The organism is Blastococcus sp. SYSU DS1024, from assembly GCF_054050795.1.
This window is the reverse complement of record NZ_JBJHAA010000017.1, coordinates 1-20,138: the sequence shown is the minus strand read 5'-3', so window position 1 is coordinate 20,138 and position 20,138 is coordinate 1. Positions and strand designations below refer to the sequence as shown.

Genomic DNA, 20,138 nt, shown 5'->3' with positions numbered 1-20,138 from the left:
GCGTGTCGTCTGCTTGTGCGTCACGACTGGACCCGTGTCGGTCGGCGCAGTGGTAGCGCAACCGTGCGTAGGCGCATCTGACGGTGTCGTAGTTCCGACTGACACGGTGCGTGACGCACTGACTCGGACGTTCCTACGGTGCGGCGGTGTCGTCCACGGGTCCGCAGCGCGGCAACCCGGACCTGGAGCGACGCAGCATCTTCGACGGGTTCAAGCCGTCGGACTTCGCCGACCCGGGCGACCACCGCGGCTGGCCCCGAGGCAAGCTCCGCAACGCCTTCCTCGACCGGCAGCCGCGGCACGCCGACGACCAGGCGGCTGAGCGCTGGCACGCCGAGGCGTACATCGCCTACCGGGCTGTTCGCGAGCTCGCAGTGCTCGTCGAGGCGCTCACCGACTGGATGCGCGACGAGCCGGGCCCGCCCACGGTTGAGCAGGTCGCCAACCAGCTGCGGGTCAGCCGGCAGCGCCTGACCGCACTGCTCAAGGGCACGTCGTTCCCGCAATGGGACCTGCCCGCGCGCATCAAGGCGCTCATCGACCCCAGCGGTCCCCGCAAGGCCGACGAGCAGGGCCGTCCGGAGCGCAGGCCCCGCAGCCGGTAGCCGCCGGCGCCGATCCTGTCGGTGCCTGCCACCATGATCACCGGCGGAGGTGAGGCGTGGTGATGCGCAACGAGCCGCACGTGCCGATCGGCCGGCTGGACGACGGGACACCGGTGTACGCACCACCGGGCCGGCTGCTCGCCGTCGACGGGCAGCGCCGCGTGCGCTGCCACGCCTGCGGCGCGCTGCTCGCACACATCTCCGCCGATCACGTGCGCCGCCACGGGCTCACGCCCGATGGCTACCGCAGTCGCTTTGGGCTGCCACCCGGCGCGTCGCTGACCGCCCCCAGCGTGGTAGCGGCGAAAGCGGTCGACGGGAAGGCCCGCTACGTCGCCAACGGCGGGCACGCCGGCCTGGCCAACGCCTGGGTGCGCCTCGCCACCGACGCGCACACCGCGCACCTCACCCGCGCGGCCGAGCTCGGCTTCCCTGGCGATCTGTCCGGCTACCTGCGTGATCGCCACGTCGCCCGCGGCCTCGGTGTCGGTCCGATCGCCGCCGAGCTCGGCGCCTCTCGGCGCACCGTACGTCGCCTGCTGGACGAGGCCGGTGTGCCGCGGCAGACGTCGCTCACCCGGGCCACCGCGGCCGACGCTCGCCTCGCTCGGGTCGCCGAACTGGGCTTCCCCGGTGACCTGCCCGGCTACCTGCGTCAGCGGTACGTGACCGACAACCGCGGCCTGGTCGCCATCGCCCGCGAGCTGCGCACGTCCGTGCCGACGGTGCAGGCGCTCCTGGACGAGGCCGGGGTGCCCCGCCGCCGCCCCGGCTGGCCCCCGCCGCCGCGGAAGGACATGCGTGGCTGACGCCGCGGACCCGCTGACCGCGCTGCTGGCGCCCTACGCGAACCCTGACCCGCCGCAGGTGGGCAGGCTCGTCGACGTACCGCCGGCGGTCGCCGAACAGGCGCTGCAGCGGTTGCTTCCCGAGCAGCGCACCTCCCCGGTGAACCTCACGCAGCCGCCGATGGCGTGGCTCGTTGACCAGGCTCGCGAGCTGGACGGCCGGCTGGTCGGCTCGCTGACCGTCGGACGCAGCTACGTCCGGTTCGACGGCATCCAGGTGCCCGCGGCGGCCGCCCAGCAGTTGGCCGTCGTTGTGGCCGCGGCCTGGCCGAGCGCCCTGGCGGCAGCGATCGCCGAGGCGTGGCCGAGCTGGACGGCCGCGCACCCCACCTGGACCGGCACCGGCAGCGACCTCCTCGCCGCGCGGCTGCCACCGGACCTCACCGTCGTCGGCCTGTGGTGGGACTGACCGCGTTCTCCTTGCGGCCGCGGTGAACAACCTGCTCATCGGCCAGCCGGGAGCTGCTCGCCACGCTGTGCCCGACGGCTCGGTGTCCCGGCCCTCGGCCTTGGCCTGGTACTGAGCGTGGTTGGCCGCGGCCGGACGCGTCGACCCCGCCCACGTCCCCACCCCCGTGGCCGAGAGCATGAGATAGCGCGGACCCAGGCGAGTTCGTCTCGGGCGGTCCAGGGCTTCCTTCTTGCCCGGCCCCGCGGCTCAGAGCAGGATCTGCAGCGACCGGCGCAGGGACGCCTCGGTGCGTGGCAACTGGGCGGCCAGCTCCAGCAGTGCCGCCGGTGACGAGCCGCGGCGGCGCAGCCAGCGCCGCAGTGCCTCGTTGCCCAACTCCGGGCCCTCATGCCCAACCAGTCGGAACGCATCGGCGATGCACCGCTCGGCGCTGTACACCCCGATAGTGCAGCCCGGCCCCACAGCGAGGTCTTCCCGCCCCAGGTCGAAGGTGGCCACGTCGAAGTGGTGCCAGCTGACCGGGGCCTGCAACACCGGGGCGCGACTCCCGCGGGGCAGCGCGACGTCGATCGCCGCCGGGATGTCGTCGATGAGCCCGTGCCGCGCCATCGCCGTGCGCAGGCACAGGGTGGCGCGCGGGGCCCGTGTCGCGATCGCCAGCAGATCGGGGTCGGCCCCGTCCAGGTCGGCCCGCTGGTACAGGCCTCGGCCCAGCGGCGTGATCAGGCCGTCATCCCGCAGTCGGTACAGAGCCCACTCGCTGAGACCCAGCTCCCTGGCGGCAGTGAACGTGAATGCCGCGGGCAGTCCCGCCACGAGATCCTGCTGAGAAGTCGTCATCCCCGCCCCCTACGCACACGAGTATCGCGTACAGAAGTGCCTGTCTGTAAGCGGTTTCCTTGCACCAGGCCATTGTTCGACTGGCCGACGCCGGCGGCCGCGACCCTCATCCGCCGATCGGGCCGCGGCACGCGAGGTGAACCGCACCTCTAGGCCCCCTCCAGATCCGCAGCAGCAGACCCTCCAGATCCGCAGAATCTCCCCTGCAACCCGTTGGTTCGGCGACCCCGTTGCGCCTGCGGGAACGGGCACGACCACCACCAGGGCAAGAACTCGGCTGATCCTGTCGGGCCCGCTGTGCAAGATCAGCGTCATGAGGGAGCTGCCGTCACCCGGACCGCCGGACGAGTGCCCCCGGTGCGAGCGCACCGGAGTCGGGCTGTACATCATCACCGGGACCGGCGACGACCACCGGCACCTCTGCGGCGACTGCCTTGCCACCGTGGCCCGCATCGAGCTCCCCCAGCATGACCGGCGCACCTGTGACCCCCGGGTGGAGCCGGGCAACTGCGCCGAGGCCGCCCTGTGGGAGGCAGCCGGTGGCACTGAAAAGGAGGCCGCGCTCGAGCACGGCCTGGCCGCCGTCAACGAGCTGCAGGTCCGCATCGACCGCGCCCGCGAAGACGCCGCTCACCAGCTGGTCCAGCTGGCGACCGCGCGGGCCGGCGCGTACGCCGACATCTACCCCGAGGGCGCCGGCATGGTCGCCGCCTACGACGACCTCATCGAGGAGCTGGAGGACGAACTACTGCCCGCGGTCGTCGAGCAGTTGCGCACCCGTGAGGACACCCTCGACGCCCTCGGCCGGCAGATCCGCCGGCTGCAGGCCCAGCTCGCCGACCGGCCCGCAGTCAACACCGGGCGCACCGCCACCCGGGACGAGGTGTTCGCCGTCCGGCGGGTTCTGCGGGCGCTGGCCGAGCACCACGGCCTGACCGCCCCGCGGGTCGACGCGCACGGCGCGGTGATCGTCACGATGTCCGCCGCGGAACCCGGCTACGGCGCGCTGCGGCGGTTCGCGGCTGCCGTCAGCGAGGTCATGGGCGTGTGGGTCACCGTCGTCGCCGACGACGCCCCCGGGGCGGCCACGGACACCTCACCGCTGTGAGCACGGGCCGGCGACGAAGGCAGGGGTGCGGTGAGCGGCGCCCGACGGATCTCCATTGACTGGAGCGTCTACGGCAACGCCTCGGTCATCACCGTTCGCCTGATGCCCGAGGAGCGCGCCGGTCTGGCCGAAGGCAGCCACGTCATCTTGGTCGGCGACGCCGCCGAGTCCCGCGAGGCCGTGGTCACCGCGATCTCCGCCGACGCCCGGGACTGCGTCCTGCAAATGGTCCCGGCAGCCGGGTCTGGCGGGAGCGCCGCGAGGACCGCCGGCCCTCGGCGCGGCGTACCGGTCGATCTGCCCCTCGACGTTCAGGGCATCGACGAGACGGGGCTGCCGTGGGCATTCCTCGACGAGGCGGCCGACCCGTCGGTGATCGTTCCCGGCGCGGTCGTCGTGGTCGGCGACGCCGAGGAGCCGATGCTGGGCCGCGTTGCGGACGTCACCGGGCCGGACCGTCGAGTCCACGTGGACGTGCTGGGTCGCGTGTTCCCGGCAGATCTGAACTTCGTGGACGACGACGACCGCGTGCTCGCCCGAGTGCCGGTCATCGGCGCCCCCGCCATGGGGGCTGTGATCCTCGTAGGAACCCGCGTCGCGTGGTCCTGGGCGCAAGTCGAAGACATGGATCGCGGGTGGATGCACCTGATGTTGCTGACGACACGTGAGGCGTAGTCGTAGCTCGGCGCCCCGCCCGCGTGCAGCCACCTCGGGCGGGAAGGCCACCGGCGTCTCTGATCGGAACCGAGGTCGCGATCTGCCGTCGAGCGGCCGCCGCACGGGAGCGGCCACGGCTGCGGAATGCCGAGCGCCGCGGCCGACGTGGTCGGCCGCGGCGCTCAACGTGATCGCGGGTCAGGCGTGCGCGAGCTCGCGCAGCTGCCGGCGCTGCTCGGCGCGCGGCCGCGGCTGCGCCTCCCGCGCGGTGTGCGCGGACATGCGGTCGTCGACCCAGTCGGCCTGGACCCCGGCCACAACCCGCAGGACGTCCGCGCCCAGGTACTGCATGAGCAGCAAGTAGTCGGTGAAGTCGGCGAAGTTCTCGATCGCGAACTCGACGACCCCACCGGCGTCGTCGGCGCCGACGGTGAGGTCCGCGCCGGCGCGCAGGTGGTACGCGGCGGAGGTGTCCGCGCCGAGGACGGTGCCGTGGAGCCGGTCGTGGTCGGCGTCGTAGAACAGCTGCAGGGTGGCGGTCATCGTGGCTCCTTGCGTGGGGGTCGCATCTCACCGTCGCCGGTCCCGCGCCGGAGGCAATGAGGTTCGGTGGGGAACCGGCCGGCGATGTCGAGGAACGCGCGGTGCAGCCGCGGTACGCGGTCGCCGCTGCGGAGGTGACGGAGCAGGCCGGCAGGTCCGACGTCCACGCTCTGCCGCCAGCCCAGCTCGGGGTAGTGCGCGCTGATGGCGGCGAGGTCAGCGGTGAGCCCGTCGTAGCTGCCCAGGCTCTGGTGGGCAAGGGCGTTGCGGATGGACCGCAGCGCCTGGTGCAGCTGTTCTTCACGCCTGGTGATGTTGGCCTTGAGCGCCACCTTCCACGCCGGCGACAGCCACCGGCCCTGGTCGTTGCGCAGCGTGCCGTGCTCGGGGAAGGCAACGTTCTGGCGCTTGGGGTCCAGGACGCGGCGCACCTGGTCCTGGGTGAGCTGACCGGGGTGGGCCAGCCGCAGGCCCAACGTCTGGGCCGCGGCGGTGAGCTGTACCTCAGCGGTCGTCCGCTCGAGCAGCTTGCTGGGGTCGGAGGTGACCACCGTGACGAGCCAGTCGTCGAGGAACTTCTCCCAGGCGATGCCGAGGCGCAGAGTGGACATCGCGGCCGCGTCGTTGCGGATGGTCAGCGGGTCCAGCCCTTCCGGGCAGGACCGGCGGGCGCTGAGCGCCAGGTGCGCGCGGTAGAGGGCGAGGCTGTCGCCGACGGTCTTGGCGAACGCGTCGACGCACGCGCTCGGCAGTCGGCGGCGTCCCACGCCCACACCGGTCCGCGACCGCCGGCGGTCGGCAATCAGCCCACCGCGCCTGCACTCATCGGTCACCGGACGGCGCGGCGCGGCCGACGCCGCGCCGATGATCGTGAACTTGTCGGCCCCGGTGCCTACCGTGTCCCCGGCGGGTCATTGCGAGGTGCGGCGGCCCGAGCACTGTGTGCCGCATGCGAGAAGCGGGCGGTCAACCGTCAGGAGGACGTGTGCAGGGGTTCGCGGACAAGGTCGGCTTCATCTGGTCGATCGCCGAGCTGCTCCGCGGCGACTACAAGCAGTCGGACTACGGCAAGGTCATCCTGCCGCTGACCGTGCTGCGCCGGCTCGACTGCGTGCTCGAGCCGACGAAGGACGCCGTCGTGACGAAGGCCGCCGCGTTGGCCGGGAAGATCGACAACGTCGAACCGGTACTGCGCCGGGCGGCCGGGGGCAGCTTCTACAACGTGTCCCCGCTGACCTTTCCGAAGCTCAAGGACGACCCGGAGAACGTCGCCGCCAACCTGACCGCCTACATCGCCGGATTCTCCCCCGGCGCGCTGGAGGCGATCACCCGATTCGGCTTCGACGACCACATCAAGCGGCTGGACGAGGCGGGGCTGCTCTACCAGGTCGTCGCCCGGTTCGCCGACGTCGACCTGCACCCCGAAGTGGTCAGCAACCTCACGATGGGCTACATCTTCGAGGAGCTCATCCGGCGGTTCTCCGAGCAGTCGAACGAGACCGCTGGTGAGCATTTCACCCCGCGCGAGGTGATCCGGCTGATGGTCAACCTCGTGTTCGCCGAGGACTCCGACGCCCTCGCCGTGCCCGGCGCGGTGCGCACCCTCTACGACCCGGCGTGCGGCACCGGCGGCATGCTGTCGGTCGCCGAGACCTACCTGCGCGAGCTGAACCCCGACGCCCGCTTGGAGGTGTTCGGTCAGGAGCTCAACCCGGAGACGTGGGCGATCTGCCGCTCGGACATGATGCTCAAGGGCCAGGACCCGACCCACATCCACTTCGGCAACAGCTTCACCGTCGACGGCGAACCGGACACCCGGTTCGACTACATGCTCGCCAACCCGCCGTTCGGGGTGGAGTGGAAGAAGGTCGAGAAGGCCATTCGCGACGAGCACGAGAGCAAGGGGTCTCGTGGCCGTTTCGGGGCCGGGCTGCCCCGCGTCAACGACGGTTCGCTGCTGTTCCTGCAGCACATGGTCTCGAAGATGAAGTCGGCTGAGGCCGGTGGCTCCCGACTGGCGATCGTGTTCAACGGCAGCCCGCTGTTCACAGGCGGAGCGGGCTCCGGTGAGAGCGAGATCCGCCGCTGGATTCTGGAGAACGACTGGCTGGAGGCCATCGTCGGCCTGCCCGACCAGCTGTTCTACAACACCGGCATCAGCACCTACGTCTGGGTGCTGAGCAACCGCAAGCCGGAGGACCGGGTCGGCAAGGTCGTCATGATCGACGCCCGGGACCAGTGGGAGAAGATGCCGAAGAACCTCGGCGAGAAGCGCAAGGCGATCAGCGACGAGCAGGTCGCCACGATCACCGGCTGGTTCACCGACGCTCTGCAGCAGGCCGCAGCCGGCGACCCACACGTCAAGGTCTTCGACACCACCGACTTCGGCTACCAGCGGATCACCGTCGAACGGCCGCTGCGGGTGCGCTACGAGGTCAGCGATGCCACCGCGGAGGCCGCGCTCGCCAGCAAGGCGGTGGCGAAGCTGCCCGCGGAGGACTCGGCCGCCGCTGTGGATCAGGCCCGGCTTCGTGCCGCGGTCGAGGCGCTGACGGGCCTGGCCACCAGCGACCGCCGCGACGTCGAGCAGCAGCTTCGGAAGTCCGTGGCCGGCCAGGGCGCCACCCTCGCGCCCGTGGTGGTCAAGGCCGTCGTGGACGCGATGGCCGTCTCGGACCCACACGCACCCGTCGTCACGGACCGACGGGGTGCCCCGGTGCCCGACCCCAACGAGCGCGACAACGAGCAGGTGCCGCTGCGGGCGACCGTCGAGGAGTTCATGGCCGCCTACGTGCACCCGTACGCGCCGGACGCCTGGGTCGACGACAGCAAGACGAAGGTGGGCTACGAGATCCCCTTCACCCGGCACTTCTTCACCTTCCAGCCGCCGCGGCCGCTCGCCGTCATCGACGAGGACCTCAAGCAGCTGGAGGAGCGGACGCAGCAGCTGCTGCGGCAGGTGGCCGGCGAGTGAGCATGCAGCGAGCGCCGCTGAAGCGGCTGGTGCGGATCGTCAACGGCGGCACCCCGACGGCGGACGAGGAGAACTGGGGCGGCGACGTCGCTTGGGCTACCCCGGAGGACCTCTCCGGCGGCGGTCGGGACCTCGTCACCACACGCCGCTACCTGACGGAGCAGGGCCTGCGCTCCGGCAGCGCGCTGGTCCCCGCGGGCAGCGTCATCCTGTCCACCCGAGCGCCGATCGGCAGCCTCAAGCTGGCTGCCGTGCCGATGGCGTTCAACCAGGGCTGCCGGGGGCTGGTGCCCCGCCCCGGCGTGGATAGCCGGTTCGTGGCCTACAGCCTGGAGGCTCACCGGGCCGACCTGCAGGCGCGGGGGCAGGGGTCGACGTTCATGGAGCTGTCGTCGGCCAGCCTCGGTTCGTGGCTGTGCCCGGCCCCGTCACCGGCCGCGCAGCGGGCGATCGCTGACGCGCTGGACCGTGAACTGGAGCACCTGGAGGAGGTGCGCCGGAGCAAGCTCGAGCTTCTGACGCTGAACGCCGAACGCCGCGACAGCGCGGTGGCCAACGCCATCTTCGGCACCAGCGGCGGCGGCACGATCGACAGCGGCATCCCGAGCATCGGTGCGGTGCCGGCCCACTGGCGGCTGCTGCGCAACAAGAACCTCTTCCGCGAGGTCGCGGACCTCGCCGGCCCGGACGCCACCGAGGAGGACCTGCTCAGCGTCTCCCACCTCACCGGCGTGACCCGGCGGGCGGACAAGGACGTCAACATGTTCCTCGCGCAGTCGTTCGAGGCCTACAAGCGGGTCCAGCCCGGCGACCTCGTCATCAACACCATGTGGGCCTGGATGGGCGCGCTCGGCGTCTCGAACATCCACGGCATCGTCAGCCCGGCGTACGGCGTCTACCGCCCCGTCCACGCCGACGTCGTGCCCGCCTACTTCGACCTGCTCTACCGGTCCAGCGCCTACGTGTGCGAGATGACCCGGCACTCGAAGGGCGTGTGGACCTCCCGGCTGCGGCTCTACCCGGAGTCCTTCCTCGCACTGACCGTCCCGGTCCCCCCGCCGGACGAGCAGCGCCGCATCGTCGCCGCAGTCGCAGACCAGCTGGACTCCGGGGCGGAGTTGGAGACGACCGTCCGGCAGTCACTGCAGCGGCTGGGCGAACGCCGGTTGGCGCTGATCACCGCGGCGGTCACCGGCCAGATGAACCTTCCGGAGGTGGCGGCGTGAGCGCCGGAGTGCACACCGAGCGCCGGTTCGAGGACGCCGTGGAGGATCACCTCCACGCGGCTGGATGGAACCGCGGCGTCGTCAACAACTACGACCGCAAGCTGGCGCTGGACACCGCCGAGATGTTCGCGTTCATCGACGACACCCAGGCGAAGGCGTGGGCACGGTTAGTCACCCGCTACGGCGGCGACCCCGCCACCGCGCGGCGGGAGTTCGCTCGGCTCGCCGCCGACGAGCTCGACCACCGCGGCACCGTCGACGTGCTCCGCCGCGGCATCAAGGTCAAGGGCGAGACCATCCGGCTGGCGTTCTTCGCGCCGGCGCACGCGCTGACCGAGGCCACGATGGCGGCCTACGCGGCGAACCGGCTGACCCTCACCCGGCAGCTGCCCTACAGCCCCGACCACCACAACACCCTGGACCTGGCACTCTTCGTCAACGGCGTGCCCACCGCGACCGCGGAGTTGAAGAACCCGCTGACCGGGCAGGACGTCGAGGACGCGAAGGAGCAGTACCGCCGCGACCGCGACCCGCACGACCGGCTGCTCGCCAAGCGCGCCGTCGTGCACTTCGCCGTCGACCCCGACCTGGTGTTCCTCACCACCCGGCTCGCTGGCGCCAAGACCCGGTTCCTGCCGTTCAACCAGGGCAACGGTGGTCCCGGCCGGCCAGGCGGCGCCGGCAACCCGACGCCGGCCGACGGGTACGCCACCACCTACCTGTGGGAGCGGGTGTGGGCCCGCGACGCGTGGCTGGAGCTGCTGGCCCGGTTCGTGCACGCCGCGCCTGCCGAGGGCGGGGCGAAGCGTGCGGCGAAGGCCAAACCGGCCCAGCGAGAGATCATCTTCCCGCGCTACCACCAGTGGGACGCCGTCCTCGCGCTGCTCGCGCACGCCCGGGAGCACGGCGCTGGGCACAACTACCTGGTCGAGCACTCCGCCGGGTCGGGGAAGTCGAACACCATCGCCTGGCTGGTGCACCGGCTGATGAGCCTGCACACCGCGGACAACCGCAAGGTGTTCAGCAAGGTCATCGTCATCACCGACCGGGTGGTGCTGGACAAGCAGCTGCAGGACACGATCTTCCAGTTCGATCACACGCCGGGCGTAGTAGCGCGGATCGACAAGCACTCCACGCAGCTGGCCGAGGCGCTCGCCGGCGGCACCGCGCAGATCATCATCACCACGCTGCAGAAGTTCCCATTCGTCCTCGACCAGGTCTCCGGCCTCACTGACGCGAACTACGCGATCATCGTCGACGAGGCGCACTCGTCCCAGACGGGGGAGACCGCGAAGGCGCTCAAGGCCGTTCTCGGCGCCGGCGCGGCCGGCGAGGGGGACGAGCTGACCGACGCCGCGCTGGAGGCGGCGGAGAAGTTCGACACCGCTCTCGAGGACGCCAACGACCCGCAGGAGGCCCTGGTCGCGTCGCTGAGCGCGCGCGGCCGGCAGCCGAACCTGTCCTACTTCGCGTTCACCGCCACGCCGAAGGCCAAGACGCTGGAGCTGTTCGGCACGCGGGTGGAGACGCCGGCCGGCGCGGAGCTGCGGCCGTTCCACCTGTACTCGATGCGGCAGGCGATCGAGGAGGGCTTCATCCTCGACGTGCTGAAGAACTACATGACCTACAAGACGTACTGGCGGCTGGCGAACGCCGCCGTCGAGGACCCCGAGGTCGACAAGGGCAAGGCCGCCGCAGCGCTGGCTCGGTTCGTCTCACTGCACCCGACGAACCTCGCGCAGAAGGCCGAGATCATCGTCGAACACTTCCGCCGGCACACCGCGGCCAAGATCGGCGGCCAGGCGAAGGCGATGGTCGTCACCCGGTCCCGGCTGCACGCCGTCCGGTACAAGCAGTCGATCGACGCCTACCTGACGCGGAAGGGCTATGCCGACCTGCGGGCGCTGGTCGCGTTCTCCGGGCAGGTGATCGACGCCGACACCGGCGGCGCGGACGTCGTCTACACCGAGGCCGGGATGAACGGCTTCGCCGAGCGCGAGCTTCCGGAGCGGTTCGACTCCGACGACTACCAGGTGCTCGTCGTCGCGGAGAAGTACCAGACCGGCTACGACCAGCCGCTGCTGCACACCATGTACCTCGACCGCAAGCTCGAGGGCGTCAAGGCGGTGCAGACCCTGTCGCGGCTCAACCGCACCGCGCCGGGCAAGGTCGACACGTTCGTGCTGGACTTCGTCAACACCGCGGAGGACATCGCCGAGCAGTTCAAGCCGTTCTACGAGACGACGATCACCGAGCCCACCGACGAGCACCTGCTCTACGCCTACGCCGGGGAGATCGACGGCTACGCCGTGATCGCGGAGGCCGACGCCGACGCGTTTGTCGCCGCGCTCACCGGCGCCGGCGCCGGGGGCAAGGCCCACGCCTCGCTGTACGCCCACCTGGCGCCGGCGGTGACCCGGTTCAAGGAGTTGTCGGTCGACGACCAGGACGAGTTCCGGCGGCTGCTGGCCGGCTACACCCGCGCCTATGCCTTCCTCGCCCAGGTGCTCTCCTTCGGGGACCCGGACCTCGAGCGGCTGTACCTGTACGCCCGGTACCTGCTGCTGCGCCTGCCCGGCCGGCCGGAGCCAACCGTCGACCTGGGCGAGGACGTCCGGCTGTCGCACCTGCGGATCGAGGCCACCGGCCTGCACGACGTGTCCCTCGGCGAGGGCAGCGGCGACCAGATGCTGCCCGGGTTCACCGGCGAGGGCACCGGCCGGCAGAACGAGCCGGAGAAGATCCGGCTCTCGCAGATCATCGACACCCTCAACGACCGGTTCGGCACCAACCTCACCCAGGCCGACCAGCTGTACTTCGACCAGCTCGAGCAAGCCCTCACCGAGGACACCGCATTGGCCGCACAGGCGCAGGCCAACACCGAGGAGAACTTCGCCTACGGCTTCGACAAGACCTTCGAGGGCGCGGTCATCGACCGGCAGACGGCCAACGAGGACCTGTTCCGGCGGCTGATGGACGACGACGAGTTCAACGGCCTGGTGAAGGTGTACCTGCGGCGTCGGGTGTACCAGCGCCTCACCGAGGACGCCGAGTCCGCATGAGTTCCGAAGGTCCCGCTCAGGATGGCGCTGCGCCTGCGCCGGCCGGCGGGACGACCGGCGCCACCCCGCCGTCCGCCGGAGCACGGTCGGACGGGGAGGCGCCCGCCCCGGACGCCGCGGTGGTGCCGTCGCGCGGCTTCCGGCTCACGCCGGAGGCCCGGCGGATGCTGGCGGAAGCGGGCGGCGCGGTCGACCGGCAGGCGCTCGCGCAGCTCGCCACGTCCGTGGCGGGCATCCCGAGCCAGGCCATCATCCGTGACGTCGCCGGGCAGCTCGCTCGGCTGGCCCCGCCGCCGGACCTGACCTTCGAGCACCTCGTCGGGCCGACGATGAAGGACCTGCTGGCCCGGGCAGCGGAGCTGAGCGCCGCAGCGGCGCCACCGCAGCTACTGGTGGCCCAGCTCTCCTCGGTGGGACAGCTGATCGCTCAGGTGCAGACCACTCACGTGCCCGGTGCGGCGCAGCTGATCGCGCAGCACCTGCGGGTGTTGGACGGGCTGACTCCGCAGCTGCTGCAGGCCGCGGAGCTCGCGGCCACCGCGGATCTGGCCCGCCGCGCCTTCGGGGGCACGGCCCTGGAGACCTGGCGGCTGTCGCTGCTCGCCTCGGCCGACGTCGCGCGCATCGCCGAGCTCGGCCAGACCCTCATCGCGCCGGCGCAGGTGGAGCAGCTGGCCGCGTGCACTCGGGTCACCGCCGACCTCGCCGCTCGTCTCGCCGCGGCCGACTTCTCCGGCCACGCCCTGCTGCAGAACACCGCGGGCGCGGCCCGGGCATGGCAGAACTACCTGCAGCATCCGCCCACACCGCACAGCGTCCGCATGGCGACCGCGGCCGGTACGGCCGTCGGTGGTCTCGTCGGTGCTGACCTGCTCCGGCTGCCCGCTGAACGAATCACCGGCGATGACCGCGCGGACATCGACAGCCTGATCGTGGCGCCGTGGCAGAGCGAAGGACGTGCCGCTCAGGTCGACCTCTACGACGCCCTGGCTGAGGTCAACCCGGACGCCGTGGGGTTCCTCAAGGGCGGCTGGGACGACGTGCACCACCGCGGGGCGATGGCCGCCTCGAAGGTCGCGCACTGCGCCGTGGAGGCCCTCGACCACACGCTGCGGGCGCTGGCTCCCGAGGCCGCGGTCGTCGACTGGGTCCGGTCCACCGGTCAACCGGGCAAGGACTACCTGCACGAGGGGCGCCCGACGCGGCGGGGACGCGTCGCGTACGCCCTACGCGGCCGCGCCGGGGATCGTCGCCTGGTCCAGCAGCAGGTCGAGGCGGTCGTCGGTCAGCGCGACGCCATCGCCGCGGTAGCTGGACAGGTCAGCGGAGTGCTGGAGCAGGCCCAGGGGATCAAGCACGCACCGGGAGCCGCCACGGTCGTGCAGGCGCGCACTGTGCTGGTCAGCGCAGAGGCGCTGCTCATGCAGCTCGTGATCCGGTAGGACTGCTCACCGACGACTTTGTCGGACGCACCATCACCGGCGTCGAGCGCGCCACCGTTCCCGGCCTGTGGGGGGCAACCGTGCACCCCGGATGTTCGACAACGGCACCGCCCACCGCTTCGTCCATTCCGGCCGACAACGGCTACCCCGACGACCTCGACGGGCAGCACCCCACCGGCTGCGGCTGCGGTCCCGCCGACGACGCGCGCGACCCCAGTCCCGTCGTGCGACCAGCCGCCGCACCACCCGGTAGCAACATCGCAACATAGCGCCCGGTGAAGATGTAAGGTGCGTGGACCGAAGAGAGGGGAACGCGATGATCGCGGTCAACGTCAACCGCAGCTACAAGCCCGGCATGAGCCCGGACGAGCTGCTCGAGATCGGCGCCGGCGAGTGGGCCGGCATCGCCGACGCGGCTCTGGAGGAACACGCCTCCACCGGGGACACGGTCATCTTCGTGTACCGCAACCGGATGATCGGAGCAGCCGTCATCACCGGCGCCACGCGCGGCGCCGACGGCAAGGTCACCTTCGACCTGACCTACGACGACGCCCGCAGCGCCGCCGTCGACGGCGTGCCGTGGGTGACCCCCTGGCTGCGCGGACAGGCCCGCCCCGTGCAGTACGTCGACCCCGCCGCCGTCGACGCCGCCGTCACCGCCGCGGCCGCCGCCCCCAGCCACCCCGCACCGCCGGCCGGGCCGCGCGAGGTCGCCCTCGACGGGTTCCGCCTGTCCGTCGACGCCGACGGCGCGGCCACCCTCGTCGTGCCCTCCGGCCGCGACGTCATCATCTCCGCCCGGCGGACCCGGTGACCACCCCGCAGCCGGCCTCGGCCACCCGGGCGCCGGGCACGTTTGCCGCGGCGCGCGCGCAGCTGACCGCCGCCGGTCTCGGCGTCGAGGACTGGGACGCCCGCTTCCCCGGCTACCAGCAGTGGCCGATCGAGCGGGCCGTCACCGACGCCGTCGCCGCTCTCACCGCCCGCGACCGCGACCCGGAGCTGCGCAAGCTGGTCATCCGCGCGGTGCTGGCCGCCCGGCCCGCGCTCGCCGAGGAGCTGCTCGCCCGGTTCGGGCCGCTGCACGCGACCCCGGCCGCGCTGCTGTGCGCCGACGTCGGCTGGGCCGACGACACCCTGGTGGTGCGCGCCGAGCTCGAGGGCAAGTCCCGCGGCGCGGCCGGCAACTGGGTCGACCTTGCCGGCGTCCTCACCCGGATCGCCGCTGGCCAGCTGAACTGGCGCACCGACCCGCACGCGGCCGCGTTCGCCGCCGGCGTGCCGGCCTACCTCGCGCAGTGGCCCAACGTCAGCCAGGCCGAGTTCCCCTGCTGGACTCCGCGGGCATGGGCCGACGCCGGCTACCGGATCGACCCGGCCGCCGGCACCGCCCTGGTGCTGTGGACCGCGGCGCCCCGCCGCGGCCCGCAGGAGACGTGGAAGGACGCCGAGCACGCCGCCCGGTGGGTCACCACCCGCTGGCTGCCCACGTTCGGCTACCTGCTCACTGCGCTGACCACCGGCGGCCTGCCGGCGGCGCTGACCGCGGCCGACCGCCGCGCCCTTGAGGAACTGACCCAGATGATCGGCTCGGCCTGACCCACCTCGTACTCGGACCGTCGCCGGCACCCGGGTGCGGAACCGGCGTCTGGCCGACCAGGGCCCGTCGCGATTCGTAGAAGGCCACTGCAGGTCAGCCATTTCCTCAGTGCGCCACGCGAAAGCTGCATCCTGCGACAGACGTGACAGCGCTACAAGAAGGGCCGCAGCCCGTACCCGGTCGCTGTCGAGGAGGTCCACTGGTACGACTCCGTTCCCACGCTGGCTGCATGAGCGGCGATGACGCTACGGCGCAGGAGCGGTTGTCCCACGCTGATCTCGTGCGTGTCCTCGAGCCGCTGGAGCCCGGCTCGGTGACGGTCACCGGACCGGCCGGCAGTGGCTACTCCCGCATCGTCGACCTGCTCGGCGTGGACGCCTACGCGGGCAGCTTGCCGGTCGACTGGACGACGCCGGTGCTGGTGGTCATGTACGACGAGCTGACCGCCGCCGGCGTGGAGATGCTGGAGGGGCTCGGCATGACCGATCCCCAGACGGCGCTTCGCCAGCTGCGCATCGGCGGGGGCTTCGTCATCCGCCGCCGTTGAACGTCCGCCTCGCGCCCCTCACCTCGGCGCGGCGGTCTCGTAGCTGCGCTTGATCGGCGACAGCGCTGCCAGCCTTGGCAGCAGTGCGCCGACCAGCGTGGCCGCACCGGCGGCAGCCGCGCACGCCACTCCCACGCATTCCCTGCCACAGGACGTGCGCTTCACCGGCCGGCGGAGGGATCAGGGTTCCGTCAGCGGCCGGTAGCGGTCCCACAGCGACGACCACCGCATCAGGTCGTCGGTCTCCACGAGCTCCCCATTGGCGTCCCGGAACTCCGCGACCTCCAACATCTGCGCGGAGGGCTTGCCGTAGCGGTCCTCGAAGGCGCGCAACTGCTCGCGCATGTCCTCAAGCTCCGCGGCGGTGACCTGGCGCCATACCAGCGCCGGCGGGAGCGTGCGGTCGGCCGTGCCGGCAGTCCGCCCACCACGGGCACGGAGCCGCCGCAGCGCGACGTTCATCTCCTCGGCGCTGATCGGCCCGTGGGCGGCCTCGTACTCGTCGAGGAACTTGTCGAGCGCGGCCAGCCGCCGCGCCGCCAACTCCTCATCTTCGGCCCGGTCGGCCGCGCGGACCACCTCCGACGTCGGTCCCGGGTCGGCGTGCGCGCCGCGGAGAGCCGTGCCGACGTTGGGGTGATCGGCGATCTCGAGGATCCCGTACAGCTCGTCGACGGCGGCGAAGTCGGCGCTCTCGGTGAGCCGGCCGTCGCCGTCCCGGAAGGCGTCGGGGTAGTTGCTCGCGTCGATGCCGGGGTGCGCGGCCTCGAACCGGGCCACCTCGGCGCGCACCGCGTCCAGGTCGACCTCGGTTCGTGTGGTCCGCTCGGTGCGGGGCCTGGGTTGCGGGCCCGGTTGGTCGAGCAGCTCGAGTTCGACCTCGGGGTCGTCGACGGCCAGCACGCGGGCCGAGGTCGGGGCGATGTCGTCGCCGACCACCCTGACGGTGTCGCCGCGGTGCAGCTGCCGGCGGACCGTCGCCGGCACCCGGGTGCGGAACCGGCGCGCCTGGCCGACCAGGGACCAGTCGACGAACAGCTCCACGGTGGTCACCGTTCGGACGGTACGGAGTAGACCGGACGTTGTCCCCCGCATTCCTCACCACGGCCACGGACGGCACGATCGGTGGGACGAGACAGACGTGGCCGCGCCGGCCGACCGGGCGCGGTTGCTGCGCGCTACGAGGCCGGGCCCGAGCGTAGGTTGCCGGCGCCCGGACTTGGTTGGCGAATGACCAGACCGGCCGATGGCGGCCTGGCCCGATCGTGGAGGAACCTCAGTCGCGGCGGCGCCCACCGCCCGGCACTGCGCCGGTACCGGCGAGCTCAGCGGCGATGTCGACCAGCTTGCGGTTCAGTTCCTGGGAGACGCGGGTGAGCACGCCGAAGGCCTGGTCGGCGGTGAGCTTGTGGCGCTCCATCAGGATGCCCTTCGCCTGCCCGATGACGTCCCGACTGCCCATCCCGGTGCGCAGGTGCTGCTCGTGCTGGGCACCGGCCAGCGCCACGGCCGCGTGCGCGGCGAGCATCTGCCCGAGCTCTGCGCTGTCGTCGTCGAAGGCCCCGGCGGTGCGCGAGTACAGGTTGAGGGCGCCTAGCTGGTCACCGGAGACGAACAGCTGGAAGCACATCATGCTGCCCACGCCCAGGCCGGCGGCCTGCTCGGCGAACTGCGGCCAGCGGTTCTCGGCGCTGACGTCGTCGACCCGGATGACCAGCTGCTTCCAGACCGCATCCAGGCACGGGCCCTGCCCGATCCGTTCCTGCAGGGCGTCGACCTCGCGAGGCAGGTCGCTGGTCGATGCGCGGGGCTCGATCTTCGACCGGCCGATCACGTAGCTGATGCTGCAGTCCTCGGCGTGCGGCACTACCCGCACCGCGGCGGTGGTGATGGCCTGCAACGTCGCGTCGACGTCGCCGTGCTCTTCCTGCAGCTGCCGGGCCACCCGACTCATCACGTCGCCCAGATACTGCGAGCCGTGCGCGGCGTGCTCCGGGGTCTCCTGGACCGCTACCACGCCCGGAACGTACCCGTCCGGTGGCGCTTCGAGAATCGACCGCGACGCCCGGCGCTCCGCCACCACGTGGGTCGGGCGCCGGGGCCGGCGTCGCCGTTCGCGTCGCTGCTCAGCGGCTGGGATACCGTCCGCACGACATGCTGGCCGAGTGACAGGGCGTGCTCCGTGACCGATCCGCTGCGGTCGCTGCTGCACGCCTGCCATCTGCTGCCGCCGGGCGAGTTCGCCGGGACCGTCGCCGCCCACGCCGCGCGGCTGGGCGCCCGGGAGACGGTGCTCTACCTGGCCGACTACGGGCAGACCACCCTGCTGCCGCTGTCCGGTGCCGGCGTGCCCGCACGCCAGGAGCTCTCCGTCGAAGGCACGCTGGCCGGTCAGGTGTTCCGGCGGGTCGAGGTGGTCGGCGCCGCCGGTGAGCACGGCTACCGGCTGTGGCTGCCACTGCTGGACGGCATGGAGCGCGTCGGGGTCGCCGAGCTGCTGCTGGCGGCCGAGCCCGACGACGAGCAGCGGGCGACCCTCTGGGCGTTCATCACCCTGGTCACCGAGCTGTTCGTGGTGCGCGACGCCTACACCGACCTGTTCGCCCGGCTGCGCCGCCGCAAGACGCTGTCGCTGGCCGCGGAGATGCAGTGGGAGCTGCTGCCGCCGCTGACCTTCGGCACCGACCGGGTGGTCATCACCGGCGGCCTGGAGCCTGCCTACGACATCGGCGGCGACAGCTTCGACTACGCGATGAACGGCGACACCGCCGACCTGCTGGTCATCGACGCGGTCGGGCACGGGTTGCCGGCCGCGGTACTGGCCAGCGTGGCGATCAGCGCCTACCGGCACGCCCGCCGCAACGCCCTCGACCTGCCCGACATCGCCGCCGAGGTCAACGCCGCGATCGCCGCGCAGATCGGCGACAGCCAGTTCGCCACCGCCGTGCTCGCCCGCCTGGACATCGACACCGGCCGGCTGCGCTGGATCAACGCCGGCCATCCCGAGCCGCTCATCCTGCGCGGCTCCTCACTGGTCCGCCCCCCCGCCTACCCGCCGGCCCGGCCGTTGGGCCTGCAGCAGGCCAAGCCGGTGTGCTGCGAGACCCGGCTGGAGCCCGGTGATCGGCTGCTGCTGTACACCGACGGCATCACCGAGGCCCGCTCCCCGGCCGGGGAGTTCTTCGGCGAGCAGCGGCTGGCCGATGTCATCGCCGCGGCCGTCGCCGCCGGCAAGCCCGCGCCGGAGACCGTGCGCCGCCTCATCCGTGGCGTGCTGGACCACCAGGCCGACCAGTTGCAGGACGACGCCAGCATCGTCGTGCTCGAGTGGCTCACCGGCGACGTCGGCCGAGCGCTCCCCTGAGCGGACCGGCCGGCGGCCGTACGGCCGTTGCAGGGGCCCTCTCGCTGTCCAACGCCCGGTTGATCGGTGAACGGGACCCAGACTCCCTCACAACCGCAGTGCCGGCCCTTGCAACCGCAAAGCCGCCTACGGCGTCGCCGCCATCCCGCCCTCGCGCGACAGAAAGGTGCCCCTCGCTCCCATGTGGGACGACGGTCACGTCCGGTCCCGCACTCGCGGGTCGGGAGTGTCCTTAGACGGAAACCGAGTGTCTCTCTGCGGACTACTTTCGCCATGAGTGTCCATGACCGGAGGCGGGACACTCATGGCGGAATCCACGCCTCGCCCACCACGATGCGGGAGGGCCGCATCCGCAGCGCCTCCTTCACCAGCCGGCGCAGCGGGATCTCCCCGGCGCCCTCGAGGTTGGGCTGGCGGGTCTGCATCGAGACGACGTCGGGCAGCGGAACCCGCAGCTCGAAGACCTCCTCGCAGGTGATCACCCGCTCCCGGGCGGGGACGGCCGCGCAGAGGCAGTTGAGCAGCGTCGTCTTGCCGGCCTGGGTGCCGCCGGAGACCAGGATGTTGAGCCCGGCGGCGACGGCGGCCTCCAGGAAGCGGGCCGCCTGGGCGGTAAGCGTGCCCAGCACCACCAGCTCGTCCAGCGAATGCGCCTGCAGCACGAACTTGCGGATGTTCATCGCCATGTGCCGGCGGGTGATGTCGGGGATGACCACGTGCAGCCGGGAGCCGTCGGGCATCATCGCGTCGACGAACGGCGTCGACATGTCGATCCGTCGACCCGAGGTGCGCAGCATCCGCTCCACCAGGTCGGCCAGCTCACCGGGCGCGAGGATCGTCGTGGTCAGCTCGCTGCGGCCCCGGCGGGCGACGAACACCCGGCCCGGCTCGTTGACCCAGATCTCCTCGA

Annotated in this window: 19 protein-coding genes; 13 read left to right on the top strand and 6 right to left on the bottom strand. The window is 72.0% G+C overall.

From position 1 onward, the window contains the following. Window positions 1-146 precede the first annotated feature (146 nt). The 3 genes from ACI79S_RS15220 (at window position 147) to ACI79S_RS15210 (ending at window position 1,862) form a co-directional block, all read left to right on the top strand. Window positions 147-605, top strand: a complete 459-nt coding sequence (locus ACI79S_RS15220; protein WP_456594283.1) for a hypothetical protein — start codon at window positions 147-149, stop codon at window positions 603-605. 62 nt (window positions 606-667) lie between these two features. Then, window positions 668-1,414 (top strand): MucR family transcriptional regulator, encoded by a 747-nt coding sequence (locus tag ACI79S_RS15215; protein WP_456594359.1) that lies wholly within the window; start codon window positions 668-670, stop codon window positions 1,412-1,414. Continuing rightward, the gene (locus ACI79S_RS15210; protein WP_456594282.1) at window positions 1,407-1,862 is read left to right on the top strand and encodes a hypothetical protein; all 456 of its coding nucleotides are present in this window, start codon (window positions 1,407-1,409) and stop codon (window positions 1,860-1,862) included. The genes ACI79S_RS15215 and ACI79S_RS15210 overlap by 8 nt, the downstream gene beginning before the upstream one ends. 249 nt (window positions 1,863-2,111) lie before the next feature. Here the strand turns inward: ACI79S_RS15210 and ACI79S_RS15205 are convergent, their stop codons facing one another. Further along, the gene (locus tag ACI79S_RS15205) at window positions 2,112-2,705 is read right to left on the bottom strand and encodes a type IV toxin-antitoxin system AbiEi family antitoxin domain-containing protein (RefSeq protein WP_456594281.1); all 594 of its coding nucleotides are present in this window, start codon (window positions 2,703-2,705) and stop codon (window positions 2,112-2,114) included. Between the two features lie 313 nt (window positions 2,706-3,018). Here ACI79S_RS15205 and ACI79S_RS15200 point away from each other — a divergent pair, with 313 nt between their 5' ends. Together ACI79S_RS15200 and ACI79S_RS15195 are read left to right on the top strand one after the other, a co-directional pair. After that, window positions 3,019-3,813: a hypothetical protein gene (locus ACI79S_RS15200; RefSeq protein ID WP_456594280.1), complete on the top strand. Its 795-nt coding sequence runs from the start codon at window positions 3,019-3,021 to the stop codon at window positions 3,811-3,813. A 30-nt stretch (window positions 3,814-3,843) separates the two neighbouring features. Next, complete coding sequence (locus ACI79S_RS15195; RefSeq protein ID WP_456594279.1) at window positions 3,844-4,488, top strand: hypothetical protein; 645 nt, start codon at window positions 3,844-3,846, stop codon at window positions 4,486-4,488. A 180-nt stretch (window positions 4,489-4,668) separates the two neighbouring features. Here ACI79S_RS15195 and ACI79S_RS15190 read toward each other — a convergent pair whose 3' ends face one another. Both ACI79S_RS15190 and ACI79S_RS15185 read right to left on the bottom strand, forming a co-directional pair. Further along, on the bottom strand, window positions 4,669-5,013 hold the full coding sequence (locus ACI79S_RS15190) for a hypothetical protein (RefSeq protein WP_456594278.1): 345 nt from the start codon (window positions 5,011-5,013) through the stop codon (window positions 4,669-4,671). After that, entirely contained in the window at window positions 5,010-5,780 is a 771-nt protein-coding gene (locus tag ACI79S_RS15185) for a hypothetical protein (protein WP_456594277.1), read from the bottom strand. The genes ACI79S_RS15190 and ACI79S_RS15185 overlap by 4 nt, the downstream gene beginning before the upstream one ends. A 218-nt stretch (window positions 5,781-5,998) precedes the next feature. Here ACI79S_RS15185 and ACI79S_RS15180 point away from each other — a divergent pair, with 218 nt between their 5' ends. From ACI79S_RS15180 to ACI79S_RS15150, 7 genes are all read left to right on the top strand, one after another. After that, window positions 5,999-7,987, top strand: a complete 1,989-nt coding sequence (locus ACI79S_RS15180; protein WP_456594276.1) for a type I restriction-modification system subunit M — start codon at window positions 5,999-6,001, stop codon at window positions 7,985-7,987. Window positions 7,988-7,989: 2 nt separating this feature from the next. After that, entirely contained in the window at window positions 7,990-9,213 is a 1,224-nt protein-coding gene (locus ACI79S_RS15175) for a restriction endonuclease subunit S (protein WP_456594358.1), read from the top strand. Then, window positions 9,210-12,275, top strand: a complete 3,066-nt coding sequence (locus ACI79S_RS15170; protein ID WP_456594275.1) for a type I restriction endonuclease subunit R — start codon at window positions 9,210-9,212, stop codon at window positions 12,273-12,275. Before ACI79S_RS15175 ends, ACI79S_RS15170 begins: the two co-directional genes overlap by 4 nt. 119 nt (window positions 12,276-12,394) lie before the next feature. After that, window positions 12,395-13,717 (top strand): pPIWI-associating nuclease domain-containing protein, encoded by a 1,323-nt coding sequence (locus ACI79S_RS15165; RefSeq protein WP_456594274.1) that lies wholly within the window; start codon window positions 12,395-12,397, stop codon window positions 13,715-13,717. Window positions 13,718-14,009: 292 nt separating this feature from the next. Further along, the gene (locus tag ACI79S_RS15160; protein ID WP_456594273.1) at window positions 14,010-14,531 is read left to right on the top strand and encodes a hypothetical protein; all 522 of its coding nucleotides are present in this window, start codon (window positions 14,010-14,012) and stop codon (window positions 14,529-14,531) included. Continuing rightward, window positions 14,528-15,316: a hypothetical protein gene (locus ACI79S_RS15155; protein WP_456594272.1), complete on the top strand. Its 789-nt coding sequence runs from the start codon at window positions 14,528-14,530 to the stop codon at window positions 15,314-15,316. The genes ACI79S_RS15160 and ACI79S_RS15155 overlap by 4 nt, the downstream gene beginning before the upstream one ends. A 230-nt stretch (window positions 15,317-15,546) precedes the next feature. Continuing rightward, window positions 15,547-15,864 carry a hypothetical protein gene (locus ACI79S_RS15150; RefSeq protein ID WP_456594271.1) on the top strand — a complete coding sequence of 106 codons (318 nt, stop codon included), beginning with the start codon at window positions 15,547-15,549 and terminating at the stop codon, window positions 15,862-15,864. A 180-nt stretch (window positions 15,865-16,044) separates the two neighbouring features. Here ACI79S_RS15150 and ACI79S_RS15145 read toward each other — a convergent pair whose 3' ends face one another. Then, on the bottom strand, window positions 16,045-16,917 hold the full coding sequence (locus ACI79S_RS15145) for a hypothetical protein (RefSeq protein ID WP_456594270.1): 873 nt from the start codon (window positions 16,915-16,917) through the stop codon (window positions 16,045-16,047). A gap of 223 nt (window positions 16,918-17,140) precedes the next feature. Then, the gene (locus ACI79S_RS15140; RefSeq protein WP_456594269.1) at window positions 17,141-17,881 is read right to left on the bottom strand and encodes a GAF and ANTAR domain-containing protein; all 741 of its coding nucleotides are present in this window, start codon (window positions 17,879-17,881) and stop codon (window positions 17,141-17,143) included. A 165-nt stretch (window positions 17,882-18,046) separates the two neighbouring features. On the opposite strand from ACI79S_RS15140, the gene ACI79S_RS15135 reads away from it, so the two are divergent. Continuing rightward, window positions 18,047-19,228: a PP2C family protein-serine/threonine phosphatase gene (locus ACI79S_RS15135; RefSeq protein WP_456594268.1), complete on the top strand. Its 1,182-nt coding sequence runs from the start codon at window positions 18,047-18,049 to the stop codon at window positions 19,226-19,228. A 302-nt stretch (window positions 19,229-19,530) separates the two neighbouring features. Here ACI79S_RS15135 and ACI79S_RS15130 read toward each other — a convergent pair. Continuing rightward, the coding region (locus ACI79S_RS15130; RefSeq protein WP_456594267.1) for a CpaF family protein at window positions 19,531-20,138 on the bottom strand (608 nt) is incomplete at its 5' end.

Excerpts from the sequence above, each read along its gene's own strand:
- ACI79S_RS15190 (WP_456594278.1), bottom strand. The coding sequence starts at position 5,013 with ATGACCGCCACCCTGCAGCTGTTCTACGACGCCGACCACGACCGGCTC.
- ACI79S_RS15200 (WP_456594280.1), top strand. The coding sequence starts at position 3,019 with ATGAGGGAGCTGCCGTCACCCGGACCGCCGGACGAGTGCCCCCGGTGC.
- ACI79S_RS15175 (WP_456594358.1), top strand. The coding sequence starts at position 7,990 with ATGCAGCGAGCGCCGCTGAAGCGGCTGGTGCGGATCGTCAACGGCGGC.
- ACI79S_RS15215 (WP_456594359.1), top strand. The coding sequence starts at position 668 with ATGCGCAACGAGCCGCACGTGCCGATCGGCCGGCTGGACGACGGGACA.
- ACI79S_RS15150 (WP_456594271.1), top strand. The coding sequence starts at position 15,547 with ATGAGCGGCGATGACGCTACGGCGCAGGAGCGGTTGTCCCACGCTGAT.
- ACI79S_RS15205 (WP_456594281.1), bottom strand. The coding sequence starts at position 2,705 with ATGACGACTTCTCAGCAGGATCTCGTGGCGGGACTGCCCGCGGCATTC.